Source organism: Natrinema limicola JCM 13563, from assembly GCF_000337475.1.
Classification (GTDB): Archaea; Halobacteriota; Halobacteria; order Halobacteriales; family Natrialbaceae; genus Natrinema; species Natrinema limicola.
In genome coordinates this window covers 22,371-34,931 of sequence record NZ_AOIT01000017.1, presented here as the reverse complement: position 1 = coordinate 34,931, position 12,561 = coordinate 22,371, and the positions used below count along the sequence as shown (strand labels likewise).

The following is a 12,561-nucleotide window of genomic DNA, read 5'->3' as shown; positions in this document are numbered from 1 at the left end:
TAGATGGGAAACAGAGCACAGTGGCTTACCGACACGATTGCGGGTGTCTCGACGCTCACCGGCCTCAGTGGGTTCGTTCTCGCCGCAAACGGAGAACTACAGTTCACTACCGTCTTTGCGGCTCATGCGACAGTTCTCGGTCTGTACGCTGCCATCACCCACCTCGCCAGTGACACGCCCGTCTCTGTCACAACGCTCGTTTCGATCAGTCCACTCCTGGGGGTTGCCACCGTAGTCCTCCCACTTCGAGTCAGGCTGGTGGTCGTTTCACTGCTGCTCACCGCCGGCGGGATCGCGCTTTCGCTTGTTACAACGGAGACACGATCCCCAAACGGCCTCCCCGAATAGAAGACAGTGCTTTTGCGCGCGGCACCCGTATAATCGTCTATGGAGGTCGTGTCGGACCGGACGAAGCCCCGGGTCAAAGACTACATGACGCGCGATGTCGCGACAGTGTCGCCCGACGAAACGGTCGGCGAGGTCGCGAGGCGAATCGCCGAGAGCGACGAACACAGCGGCTTTCCCGTCTGCGAGCGCCGCCGCGTCGAGGGGTTCATCAGCGCCCGCGACCTGCTGCTTGCGGACGACGATGATCCGATCTTCAAAATCATGGCGACGGAGTTGCTGGTCGCCCATCCCGACATGAAGGTCAACGATGCCGCCCGAGTCATCCTCCGGTCCGGCATCCAGAAACTGCCCGTCGTCGACGACGCGGGCAACCTCGTCGGAATCATCTCGAACGCTGACGTCATCCGGAGCCAGATCGAACGCGCGACGCCCGAGAAGGTCGGCAAACTCATGCGAACGTTAGAGCAAATCCACGAGATCGATCTGACTCAGGAGCGCCGCACTGTCCCGCTCTCGGAGCTGACACCTACCCAGGGCCGGGTGTACGCCGACGAACTCGAGGGGAGACGCTACGAGCTCGAACGCGGGCTGGCCGAGCCGCTGGTGGTGATCGACAACGGCGGGATGCTGTTGCTAGCCGACGGCCACCACCGTGTGCTCGCGGCCGATCGGCTCGGGATCGACGAGATGGATGCCTACGTCATCGTCATCGACCATGAGATCGAGTTGGGGATGGCAGACACGGCCAAAAAAGAGGAGTTGGAGCAAATCGACGATATCGATGTCGTCGACTACGCGCGCCATCCGTTAGTCAAGACGACGAAGCGACTCCAGTCCGACGATCGGGCCAACTAAAGACAACTGCCGACCACGAGAACGGACGACAGCGTTTTCATATTCGATATTTTGACAGTCGTGGACGGCAACTGCTGGTGAGCGTTTTCAGTGTCCGTGCGGTAACTCGTTCGATGGATCGCTCACGCATACCCGATCAGGTCCTCGTCGCCGGTGCCAGCGGGGAAACCGGACAGGAACTCCTGTCAGTCCTCCGGCCGACCGAACTCTCGGTGCGCGCGACCACGCGGTCGTACGCGAACGTCGACATGCTCGAGCGACACGGGGCGGACGACGTAATCGTGGCCGATTTCTTCGAGTCGGCCGACGCCGTCGCGGCGGTCGTGGACTGCGATATCGTCTACTGTACGCTCGGAACGCCACCGGGGGTTCGTCACACGATCGGGACCCGACTGGTCGATCGAACCGGTGTCATCAACCTCATCACTGCTGCCGTTGGGTCCGGTGTCTCCTATTTCGTTCTCGAGAGCGCGATCGGCGTCGGAACCTCGAAAGCGGGGCTGTCGCTTCCGGCTCGGCTCTTGATCCGGGGCACGCTGTCGGCCAAGCACGACGCCGAAACGGCCCTGCGCCGATCGGGACTGGACTACACGATCGTTCGTCCCGGCAGGCTCACGAACGATCCACCAAGCGATACGGTCGTGGTCAACGAGGGTGGTGGTTCCGTCTCGGGGTCGATTCCGCGGGCCGATGTCGCACAGGTAATGGCGGCGTCGCCGTTTACGCCCGACGCGCGGAACCGAACCCTCGAGATCGTCAGCCGCGATGGCATGACGAGCGAGCCGCCCAACCACGTCGACATCGACTGGGCCGATGACCGCCTCACTGCCAGCCGTGAACACCGTCACATCTGATCGCTGATCGGCCACTCGAGTAAGGATGATCGCGGTCCGCTACGAATGGGCTGTCTATACCGCCGCGCTATGCGTCGCGTTCGATGACGAACTCCGTGAACTCCTCGAGTTTCCGCGTCGTCTCGGTGTCGAAGTTCACCTCGTCGATCGCCGCCCGCGCTTGGGCAGCCAACTCGAGGGCACACTCGCGGGCGTACTCGATGCTCCCGGTTTCCTCGAGAATCGCGAGGGCCTCGTGGATTTCGTCGTCGGTGTTGTCCTCGGCTTCGAGAATCGACTGCAGCTGTCGGGCACGCTCCGGCTCGCTTTTTTCCATCGCGTGGATGACAAGCAGCGTCTTCTTGCCCTCGCGGATGTCGTTGCCGAACTCCTTGCCGAACTCGCCGGCTCGACCCAGCGAGTATTCGACGTCCAAGATGTCGTCGCCGATCTGGAAGGCAACGGCGGTCAGTTCCGCGTACGTGGCAACCGCCTCCTCGACCGCGTCGGGCTGATCGGTGATAATCGCGGCCAGTCGGGCGACGATCCGCCCGAGACAGCCGGTCTTGCACGCACACATCTCGAGGTATTCGTCGGTGCCGACTCGGACCTCGCGTTCGTTGTGCCAGCAGATGTCCATGCCTTGCCCGAGGTGGGTCCGGTTGAGTTCGTCCATCAACATCTCGTAGGCAGCCAGCTGCCGGTCAGCTGGCAGGTCGGCCGGATTCTGTGTAATCACTTTCAGCGGCAGGAAGTACATCGCATTGCCGACGTTGAGCGCGATGTCGTGTCCGTAGACGTGATGCAGTGCCGGATCGCCCCGCCGGATCGTCGCCCCGTCCTCAACGTCGTCGACGATGATCGTCCCGTTGTGCAGGAGTTCGGGAATACAGGCATAGGGGAGATACTCGGCGGGATCCTCGTCGAATCCCTCGATGAAGACGAGAAAGAGAATCGCACGCCACCGCTTCCCCCCGCGGTCGAGGAGGTCCCACAGCGGCGTCGCAAGCGCACACTCGATGCCAGTGGCATCGTACTCGTAGGTCGGCGGCCCGAAGAACGTCTCGAGGTAGTCAGCGTCGATCTCGCGTGGGACCAGGTCTGCGATTGCCTCGTCGATGGCCGGCCGCCAGTCGGCAAGCGTCTCCCGCATACCAGTTTCGAGCAGGAGTGGCGTAAAAAAGATTCGTAGTTACACCTGTCATCGAAAATGAGAAACTGGCGACCCGTTCGAGATCTGCCTGCAAGCGCAGCGACGGCCGAGCGGTACAGTTACCCGGCCGTCCGCCCACGATACGGTTATGACCGCCTGGATCGGCTCGATCTTTGAGAGCGACGTCGGCTGGACCCACCTCGAGTCTCTCGTCGATATCGGCAATCGCATGGCCGGCAGCGAGGGTGAACGCGAGGCTGCCGAACTGACACGGGACGCGCTGGCCGACGTCGGCGCTCGAAACGCCCACCTCGAGCCCTTCGAGATACAGGGCTGGACCCGCGGCGACAGCGCGATCACGGCCGGCGACACGACACAGGACTGTATCGCGCTACCGCGAAGTCCAGACGACCGCGTCACCGGGCCGCTGATCGACCTCGGCTACGGCCTCCCCGCGGACTTCGAGGCGACCGACCTCGAGGGGGCGATCGTCATGGTCCGCAGCGACGTGCCCGACTACTACGACCGATACCTCCACCGCCGCGAGAAGTACTACCACGCCGTCGAGAACGGTGCCGTCGGCTTCATCTATCGCAACCACGTCGAGGGCTGTCTGCCGCCGACCGGCAGTGTCGGAACTGATGCGTCGCCGGTCGGCGAGATTCCGGCCGTCGGCGTCTCGAGCGAAGTCGGCGCGCGACTGGCCCGGCGGTTCGACGGCGAGTCGATCACGCTTGCCGTCGAGGCCGACATTCACACCGCCGAAAGCCAGAACGTTCATGCCGAACTCGGACCCGACACCGACGAGCGCATCCTCGTGACGAGCCACGTCGATGCTCACGACATCGCCGAGGGGGCGATGGACAACGGGGCCGGCACCGCGATGGTGGTCGAACTCGCGAACGCGCTCGCCGCCCGCGAGGACGACCTCGAGACCCGCGTCGAGTTCGTCGCCTTCGGTGCCGAAGAGGTCGGGCTGGTCGGCTCGACCCGGTATGCCGAGGCAGCCGACATCGACGCGATCAAGGCAGTGGTCAACAACGACGGCGTCGTCAACGATCGAACGCTCGAGCTCGTCACGCACGGTTTCGACGCGCTCGAGGAGGTCGCAAACGAGATCGCCGAGCGATACGACCATCCGATCGAGACGGTGCCGACGCTTGGCCCCCACAGCGACCACTGGCCGTTCGTCGCCGAGGGCATCCCCGGCTGTTACGTCAGATCGGTTTCCGAGGGTGCGGGCCGGGGCTGGGGGCACACCTTCGCGGATACGATCGAGAAACTCGAGTCCCGGACCCTGCGCGAACAGGCGATCCTCCTGACCGCGTACATCGTTGCACTCGCCCGCGAAGACGTGACCGTCGCCCACCGCGCGTCCGACGCCATCGCAGCCGACCTCGAAGCGCAGGACCTCGCCGAAGGCATGAAGATCACTGGCGACTGGCCCTACGACGACTGAAGTCGTGGGCGTTCTCGCGCTGCTACCGCTGTAACGCGTCGCCACCCTCGGACACACCGGACGGATCGACCGCCGGCACGCGGTCCGCGACGACAACCGTACCCTTTTCATTGGGCCGTGTGAACTGACGACCATGGATGCCGCGTGGAGCGCCGGCGAAGAGCCCGTCGTCGGCGTCGTCGATGGCCAAGCGGACGACACTGACGCCATCGAGATCGGTGCTCGCCTCGAGTCGGCCGCCGCCGACGTGACGATCGTCAGCGACGGCCTCGAGGCCGTGCTCGAGGCGGAGCCGTCGGTACTGGTCACGGCCGGCGAAGCGTCGCTGACAGCGCTTGCGCGAGCGGGCATCGACGCTCCCGTCCTGCCGGTCGGTCCGGTGTCGGGTATCGAGTCGGTCGACCGCGAGCGCATACCCGACGCACTCGAAGCGGTCATCAGCGGTGACGCCGTCTGCCGTCCACAGCCCGTACTCGGTGTCACTCTCGAGTCGACCGACACCGTCGTCCGCGATCGCGCACTGTTCGACGTGACCCTCGTCACCGACGAACCGGCGCGTATCTCCGAATACGGAGTCCACAGTCGCGGCCAACCCGTTGCGACGTTTCGCGCCGACGGCGTCGTCGCGGCGACGCCCGCCGGAAGCCACGGCTACGCCAGCACCGTCGACGCTCCCCAGCTCTCGGCGGCCATCGACGCAGTCGCCGTGGCTCCGATCGGTCCGTTCGTTACCCAGACTCGTCAGTGGGTTCTCCCCGACGATGACCTCGCGTTTACCGTCGAGCGCAACGAAAACGACGTCCGTCTCGTCGTCGACGACCGATCGGTCGGTATGGCGCCAATGGATGCACGAGTCACCATCTCCGTTACCGACACGCTCTCGACGCTGATCGTCCCGGAGCGCTAAGAACGAAAATTGCAGCAGCGTCCCGGGTCCGGTTAGCTGTTGTATGGCGCTTCGTCTCGGTGACCGTCCGAGTTTTCCTGCTCGAGCGCGGCGTCTTCTCGGTCGTCAGATTTGTGTTCGATGTCCTGTCGGCGCTGTTTTTCGTCCTGTCGCTCGCGGGCTTCCTTTTCTTCCTCGGTCAGTTCGTCCTCGTCGCGCGCCTCCTCGGGGTCGGTCTGTTCGTGCTCGAGTTAGACGTCGCGTCCGTGCTCCTCTTTGCCGGTCGTCTCGCGTTCGTCGGTGTCGTCGGACATGCTGATCCCGACCGGGCATAGCTGTGATCTCCGAAAAGACGTTGGGCTTGCCAAGAACGGTGACCGGTCGCTATCGACAGGGGTCGGTCTCTAATCAGCTATTACCACGGTTCGCCGGCGGCGAGATCGATCTCGCTGTCGCCCTTCTCAGAGGGGCAGATATCCGCCAGTACGCAGTCACCGCAGTCAGGATTCCGTGCCGTACAGACCGCTCGCCCGTGGTCGATACAGAGGTGGGTGAACTGCTGCCAGTAGTCCTCGGGAACTATCTCTATCAGCTCCTCCTCGATCCGTTCAGGGCGTTCCTCCTCGGTCAGCCCAAGCCGTTGTGAGAGCCGCTGGACGTGCGTGTCGACGACGATCCCCTCGACCACGTCGTGGCCGTGCTGGAGGACGACGTTCGCCGTCTTCCGCCCGACTCCCGACAGGTCGGTCAGTTCGTCCATCGTATCCGGCACCTCGCCGTCGTGGTCCTCAAGGATCGTCTCACAGGCGCTGCGAATGTACTTCGCCTTGTTGTTATAGTAGGTAATCGAGTTCAGGTCCTCGGCGAGGTCGTCCTGCGCTGCGTTTGCGTAGTCCTCGGGGCCGTCGTACTTCTCGAAAAGTTTCTTCGTCTCCTGGTTGACCCGCTCGTCGGTACACTGCGCCGAGAGGATCACCGCGATCAGCAACTCGAGGCGATTCGAGTACCGCAGCGAAATCGTCGAATCGGGGTATTCCGCCTCGAGTCGGTCGACGACCGTCTCGGCCTGTGCCTGCCGCGTCTCGCGTGGGGTGCCCATAGGGGTGTGGTGGCAGTCGGTTCGTTTCAGCGTTCGGGTTCGATTCCGGCCGACACAGCGGGGACCGACCGATAGCCGAATGCCGTGAGCTTTAAGCGGCCCTCAGCCACCTATCAGGGTATGAAAGCCACGGCCATGGCCCACCCCATTCAGGGGCTGGTCAAGTATCACGGGATGCGCGACGACATCAAGCGGTTCCCGTATCACGACAGCATCAGCGTCTGTACGGCCCCAAGCCACACGCGGACAACCGTCGAGTTCTCGATGGACTACGACGAGGACACGTTCATCGTCGACGGCGAGGAACTCGACGGCCGCGCGTACGAACGCGTCGAGGCCGTCGTCGAGAAGGCCCGCTCGAAATCCGACGCCGCCCACACCGTGTACCCCGTTCGTCTCGAGAGCGAGAACAGCTTCCCCTCGAACGTCGGCCTCGGCTCCTCGTCGTCTGGCTTTGCAGCCGCAGCGATGGCACTTGCCGAAGCAGCCGACCTCGACGCGTCGCGCCAGGAGATCTCAACGATCGCCCGCGTCGGCTCGGCCTCCTCGGCTCGAGCGGTCACTGGCGCGTTCTCCCAGCTCTACACTGGACTCAACGACGAGGATTGTCACTCCGAGCGGATTCCGTCGGATCTCCACGAAAATCTGAAGATCGTCGTCGGACTCGTCCCCTACCACAAGGAGACCGAGGACGCCCACCGCGAAGCTGCCGACAGCCACATGTTCCAGGCGCGCAACGCTCACATCCACGGCCAGATCGCCGAGATGCGCGATGCGCTTCGCGACAACGACTTCGAGCGCACGTTCGAACTCGCCGAACAGGACTCGCTGTCGCTTGCGGCGACCACGATGACCGGCCCCTCGGGCTGGGTCTACTGGCAGCCCGCGACCCTCGCGATCTTCAACACGGTTCGTGAACTCCGCGAGGAAGAGGACATCCCCGTCTACTTTTCGACCGACACCGGGGCCAGCGTCTACGTCAACACCACCGAAGAGTACGCCGAGCGAGTCGAGGAAGCCGTCGCCGACTGTGGCGTCTCGACGACCATCTGGGATGTCGGCGGCCCCGCCAAACTGTTGGACGAAGACAAACACCTCTTCTAACCAACCTTTTACGCTGTCGTTCGAGAGAGCTTTGCTCTCTCGTGACTGAGCGAATCGAAGATTCGCGATGTCCGCGAAACCGAAGGTTTCGCTTGATGACGAGACGCCTTTGGCGTCTCGAACCACGGTCTGTCGCGAGCGAGGCACGGAGCGCCTCGCTCGCGACGTCTCTCGATGAAATCTCGAGAGAGCTCCGCTCTCGGACCTCGCGGGAGCGAAGCTCCCGCTTAGGGTTGATCAAAAGCACCGGAAGACGATCCTGCTCGCTATCGCTCGCGGTCGGTGTCGGTACAGCGGCCTGCCCTCCCCCGAGTCGCGCGATCAGCCGCACATTGCGGCTGCCCACCGCTCCCGGCCATCGGTTTTGGATACCGATCTTCGACCACACGCCCGCTTCGCTCACGTCCAGCGATCCAGCCCGGTCTGGGTGACGCTTTCTTCGATTCGCTCGAATCCGCGTGCAACCTCGTCGGCGTCGATCTCCCACTCGTCAGTGACGTACTCGCGGGCCGCCGCGAGATCCGGCTCGAGTGTCGTCTCGAACTCGTAGTCGTCGGTCACGTTGGGATCACGGAAGAGCTGTCTCACACGGTCGCCATGATCGATGTGGTCGCCGCGAGCCTCGAGAACGCTCCAGAGGTCGCCGTGATCGGCGATTTCGGAGAGCGCCGTCTTGGGGCCGATGCCGGAGACACCCTCGTTGAAGTCCGTCCCGATGAGGATCGCCGCGTCGATCAACTGCTCAAGCGTGAGGTCGTGATGGTCGAGGGTGGCCTCGAGATCCATCAGTTCGGGATCGCCCTTGCTCGTAAGCTGGCGAAGGGTACGCGGTGCCCCGAAAAGCAAGGCGTCGTAGTCCTCCGAGCCGACATAGTCGGCGTCACCGCGTTTAGCCATGTGGGCGGCCTGTGCTTCTCCCTCCGCGGGTGCTTCGACGATCGGCACGTCGAGCAATCGGAGGAGTTCCCGGCTAGTCTCCTGGATCGTCGGCGTCAGCCGCTGGGTTCGGGACTCGAGTTGCGCGACCGCGACCGCGTCGCCTTCTTCGCGAGCGGTCTCGAGTTGTTCCTCGTAGCTGCGGCGTTGCTCGCGGCGAGATTCGATCTCGTCGTCTTTGAGTTCGGAGGGACCGCCGTCGAAGACCATCACCGGCGTCACGTCGTTCTCGAAGAATTTGGGGAGGCCCTGGACGATGCCGACGAGGTTGGCGACTTCGGTGCCGTCGGCGGTCGTATACGTCTCGCTGTCAGTCCACTTGACCGTCGTCGTTAGATATCGGTAGAGCCAGTTGTGGGCGTCGACGGCGACGACGCCTTCGATGTCATCGAAAGGGATCTCCTCGATGACAGCGATATCCCGGAGTGCAGCGTTTCCCATTGTTGGGTACTTGGGATGGCTGGGATTTCAATCGTCGGCTTCCGATGCGGTTCGTCCCCATCGGTGAGCCCCGCGCCGGAGCGGTGGACTGGCGACTGGCCGTTGTGTCGGTCGGACGAACGGACCACAACAATTTGTCGTTATACCGGCGGCCGGAACAGCCCCCTCGAGACAACAGTTAGGGGTGAGCTATAAGGTAACTCGGTCCTAACTCAACCCTAGGTATGACAGCGAGATCATATAACGCTACGCACTCTTTCTGGTACGTTCCCACAAAAGACGTGTCAGCGCCGCTATCCCCACGTTCCTGCCATGCTTGAGCCCGTCGCTGCAAGCCGACTGCAGTTTGCGGTGACGACGATCGTTCACATTATCTTCCCCGTGATGAGTATGGGGCTCGCGCCCTTCCTCATCTATTTCACCTGGAAGGATATCCGCACTGGCAAGCCCATCTACGAGCAGCTTCGGCGGTTCTGGACGAAGATCTTCGCCATCAGTTTCGTCGTCGGCACCGTCACGGGGATCGTCCTCGAGTTCGAGTTCGGGACGAACTTTGCGGTGTTCTCGACGGCCGCGGGCGATCTCTTTGGCGGGCCGCTCGCCCTCGAGGGGATGATGGCGTTCATGCTCGAAGCGACGTTCCTCGGCATCTTCGTTTTCGGCCGCCAGCGCGTGGGGAACGTCCTCTATATGATCTCGGCGGTCGCAGTCGGTATCGGCACTTGGCTCTCGGCCGTCTGGATCCTGGTTGCGAACTCCTGGATGCAGACGCCACGCGGGTACGAACTGGTCTCCGAAAACGGCCAGCAGGTGGTCACGCTCGTCGATCCCCTCGCTGCGTATCTGAACCCGCGATTCCTCTGGATGTACGTCCACATGCAAAACGCCGCCGTCGAATCCGTGGCNACGCTCGTCGATCCCCTCGCTGCGTATCTGAACCCGCGATTCCTCTGGATGTACGTCCACATGCAAAACGCCGCCGTCGAATCCGTGGCGCTCGTTCTGGCGGGGCTGGGCGCGTACTTCGTGTTCCGCCACCACATCTGGGGCTACCCGATCGAGAACGTCGAGTTTTGGGAGACGACGCTCAAGTTCGGGCTCATCGCCCTCATCATCACTGCGCCGCTGCAGGTCCTCCACGGTGACCTCTACGCACGACACGTGTTCGAAACGCAGCCACAGAAGTTCGCCGCNCTCAAGTTCGGGCTCATCGCCCTCATCATCACTGCGCCGCTGCAGGTCCTCCACGGTGACCTCTACGCACGACACGTGTTCGAAACGCAGCCACAGAAGTTCGCCGCGATGGAAGCCATCTGGGAAACCGAGTCGTACGTCCCCGAGTACATCATTGCGTTCCCGACGAGTATGCAAGATCTCCTCGATCCCCGGGCGAAGGACATCTTCGGCATCGGGATCCCAGGTGGCGCATCGTGGCTCGCCAGCGGTGGCGATCCACAGGCGACGATCCGCGGCCTCGAGGAGTTCGAAGGCCCACAGCCACCCGTCGCCCTCGTCTTCTGGTCGTTCCGGGCGATGGTTGGCCTCGGGTTCTGGTTCATCCTCCTGGCCGTCTGGGGCGGCTACCGCTGGATTCGTGGCCAACTCCTCGAGGACGACCTGCTGCACCTGGCGCTGATGGCGTCGACACCGCTTGGTATCTTGGCCGTCCATCTCGGCTGGGTCGTCACCGAAGTCGGTCGCCAGCCGTGGATCATTCAAGACGTCATGAAGACGAGCGCCGGCGTTTCGTCGGACCTCACCGGCGCAGAGGCGACGGCGACATTGGCCGGCTTTACCGTCGTCTATCTAGCGTTGCTCGTGTTGTATCTCTATGTCGTCGCCCGAATCGTCCGTAGCGGCCCGCCAGCACCGGCAGACCTCACGGTGACTGAGCGTCCGGAAACGCCGACGGACGAGGTGGGCGCTGATGACTGACGGCGGCTGGCTCGCGAACGGCCCGTTGTTCGACTTGCCGCTCGCGGATATTTGGTTCGGACTGGTGTTTTTTATCTTCGCGATGTTCCTGTTTCTCGACGGGTTCGACTTTGGCGTCGGATTACTGTTTGCGACCCGTGCAGACAGTCACGAACGTGAGCAGTTACTGGCCGCGATCGGCCCGTTCTGGGACGGCAACGAGGTGTGGCTGGTCGTCTTCGGTGGTGCGCTCTTTGCGGCGTTTCCGGCCGTCTACGGCAACCTGTTTAGCCGTCATTACCTGCTGATGTTCGCGATCCTCGGCGCGCTCATCGTCCGCGGGCTCGCCCCCGAGATGTACGAACAGCGCGAGGACGACCGGTGGCACTACTGGTGGGGCCGCGCGTTCATCGTCGGCAGCGTCGCAGCGCCGTTTTTCCTCGGCATGTTCACCGCCAACTGGTTGGTCGGCGCGACGANTGGTGGGGCCGCGCGTTCATCGTCGGCAGCGTCGCAGCGCCGTTTTTCCTCGGCATGTTCACCGCCAACTGGTTGGTCGGCGCGACGACCATTATTACCCTTCCCAGCCTCGTCGTTGGCCTGGCCGTCGTTGCGCTCACTGTCGTCGACGGCGTCGCCTTCCTCCGGCTGAAGACACGGGGCGAGCTCCGTGCCGATCTCCAGGCGGACGGCTATCGCGCGCTCGGCGCTTATCTCGTGTTGATCGTCCTGACGCTTGCGTACATCGCCGTCGCGGTCCCTGATCTTCGGTCGGCACTCGTCTCGCCGCTCGTGGTAGCACTCGTCGTATTGACGCTCGTCCTCGCCGGCGTATACGCCGTGGCGACGAGCCGTGATTGGTACTACGTGGCGTTCGTCGCTGCTGCGGGGCTCGTGTTCAGTCTCGTGAGTATCGTCGCCGGGCTGATGTATCCGACCATCGACCCTGCAGTTGGCTTGACCGTCGATGCAGCGATCGTCTCGACGGTCCCGCTCAATCTCATGTCGATCGGTGCAGGCCTGCTCTTGCCATTGATCTTCATCTACTTCGGCGTGTTGTACTCGGCGTTCAGCGGACCGATCGACGTGGAGGAATCGTACTGATGGAGCGTGACAAGACGGACGGCAACGGAACGAGCACCGTCGAGAACGACTCGATTCGTGACGAGGAACGCACCGGTACCGGTGTTGAACGCCGCCGATCCGATCGTGAACAGTCACCCCCGCAACTCGGCTCGCGAATACTGGTTACGTGGTTCGAACTCACCGCCGTCGGCATTACCGGCAGCCTCCTCGGTACCACGGTCGGTGGCCCGGTTGGCTTTCTCATCTATCTCGCGACGTCGCTTCTCACCGTCGGCGTCATCTTCTACAACGTGAACCAACTGATCAAGGGCTGGGTACAGATGACCGGAGAGGTACCGTAACAACATATGTCCGACTCGAGACTCCTGTTCGCAATTATTACCTCGAACCGCGAAGTGCCCTCTAGAGCGGACAATACTGTCCAACAGGTCACCACTTTAGCGCGTT

General features: G+C 62.9%; 11 protein-coding genes and 2 pseudogenes. 9 read left to right on the top strand and 4 right to left on the bottom strand.

The window, feature by feature from the left end; all coding sequences use genetic code 11:
• Nucleotides 1-3 precede the first annotated feature (3 nt).
• From C476_RS03570 to C476_RS03560, 3 genes are all read left to right on the top strand, one after another.
• Nucleotides 4-348 carry a hypothetical protein gene (locus C476_RS03570; RefSeq protein WP_008009944.1) on the top strand — a complete coding sequence of 115 codons (345 nt, stop codon included), beginning with the start codon at nucleotides 4-6 and terminating at the stop codon, nucleotides 346-348.
• A gap of 39 nt (nucleotides 349-387) precedes the next feature.
• On the top strand, nucleotides 388-1,203 hold the full coding sequence (locus C476_RS03565) for a CBS domain-containing protein (protein ID WP_008009942.1): 816 nt from the start codon (nucleotides 388-390) through the stop codon (nucleotides 1,201-1,203).
• 113 nt (nucleotides 1,204-1,316) lie between these two features.
• Nucleotides 1,317-2,057 carry an NAD(P)-binding oxidoreductase gene (locus tag C476_RS03560; RefSeq protein ID WP_008009940.1) on the top strand — a complete coding sequence of 247 codons (741 nt, stop codon included), beginning with the start codon at nucleotides 1,317-1,319 and terminating at the stop codon, nucleotides 2,055-2,057.
• 67 nt (nucleotides 2,058-2,124) lie between these two features.
• Here C476_RS03560 and C476_RS03555 read toward each other — a convergent pair whose 3' ends face one another.
• The gene (locus C476_RS03555) at nucleotides 2,125-3,189 is read right to left on the bottom strand and encodes a polyprenyl synthetase family protein (protein WP_008009939.1); all 1,065 of its coding nucleotides are present in this window, start codon (nucleotides 3,187-3,189) and stop codon (nucleotides 2,125-2,127) included.
• A 148-nt stretch (nucleotides 3,190-3,337) separates the two neighbouring features.
• Here C476_RS03555 and C476_RS03550 point away from each other — a divergent pair, with 148 nt between their 5' ends.
• Both C476_RS03550 and C476_RS03545 read left to right on the top strand, forming a co-directional pair.
• Nucleotides 3,338-4,648 (top strand): M28 family peptidase, encoded by a 1,311-nt coding sequence (locus C476_RS03550; RefSeq protein ID WP_008009936.1) that lies wholly within the window; start codon nucleotides 3,338-3,340, stop codon nucleotides 4,646-4,648.
• A 133-nt stretch (nucleotides 4,649-4,781) separates the two neighbouring features.
• The gene (locus tag C476_RS03545) at nucleotides 4,782-5,555 is read left to right on the top strand and encodes an NAD(+)/NADH kinase (RefSeq protein ID WP_008009935.1); all 774 of its coding nucleotides are present in this window, start codon (nucleotides 4,782-4,784) and stop codon (nucleotides 5,553-5,555) included.
• 32 nt (nucleotides 5,556-5,587) lie between these two features.
• Here C476_RS03545 and C476_RS19315 read toward each other — a convergent pair.
• A pseudogene (locus C476_RS19315) lies at nucleotides 5,588-5,848 on the bottom strand (hypothetical protein).
• A 101-nt stretch (nucleotides 5,849-5,949) separates the two neighbouring features.
• On the bottom strand, nucleotides 5,950-6,633 hold the full coding sequence (nth, locus tag C476_RS03535; protein ID WP_008009932.1) for an endonuclease III: 684 nt from the start codon (nucleotides 6,631-6,633) through the stop codon (nucleotides 5,950-5,952).
• Between the two features lie 120 nt (nucleotides 6,634-6,753).
• On the opposite strand from nth, the gene mvaD reads away from it, so the two are divergent.
• On the top strand, nucleotides 6,754-7,737 hold the full coding sequence (gene mvaD, locus C476_RS03530; protein WP_049911574.1) for a phosphomevalonate decarboxylase MvaD: 984 nt from the start codon (nucleotides 6,754-6,756) through the stop codon (nucleotides 7,735-7,737).
• 399 nt (nucleotides 7,738-8,136) lie between these two features.
• On the opposite strand, the gene fen is transcribed toward mvaD, so the two are convergent.
• Nucleotides 8,137-9,114: a flap endonuclease-1 gene (fen, locus tag C476_RS03525; protein WP_008009928.1), complete on the bottom strand. Its 978-nt coding sequence runs from the start codon at nucleotides 9,112-9,114 to the stop codon at nucleotides 8,137-8,139.
• A gap of 312 nt (nucleotides 9,115-9,426) precedes the next feature.
• Between fen and C476_RS19310 the strand changes: the two genes are divergently transcribed.
• The 3 genes and pseudogenes from C476_RS19310 to C476_RS03510 all read left to right on the top strand — a co-directional run bounded on the left by C476_RS19310 (nucleotide 9,427) and on the right by C476_RS03510 (nucleotide 12,455).
• A complete protein-coding gene (locus C476_RS19310) occupies nucleotides 9,427-11,049 on the top strand; it encodes a cytochrome ubiquinol oxidase subunit I (protein ID WP_008009926.1) in 1,623 nt (540 codons plus the stop codon).
• Nucleotides 11,042-12,132 (top strand): annotated as a pseudogene (locus C476_RS03515) (cytochrome d ubiquinol oxidase subunit II). The gene C476_RS19310 and the pseudogene C476_RS03515 overlap by 8 nt, the downstream one beginning before the upstream one ends.
• Complete coding sequence (locus C476_RS03510; RefSeq protein ID WP_008009924.1) at nucleotides 12,132-12,455, top strand: hypothetical protein; 324 nt, start codon at nucleotides 12,132-12,134, stop codon at nucleotides 12,453-12,455. The pseudogene C476_RS03515 and the gene C476_RS03510 overlap by 1 nt, the downstream one beginning before the upstream one ends.
• The last annotated feature ends 106 nt before the right edge of the window (nucleotides 12,456-12,561 follow it).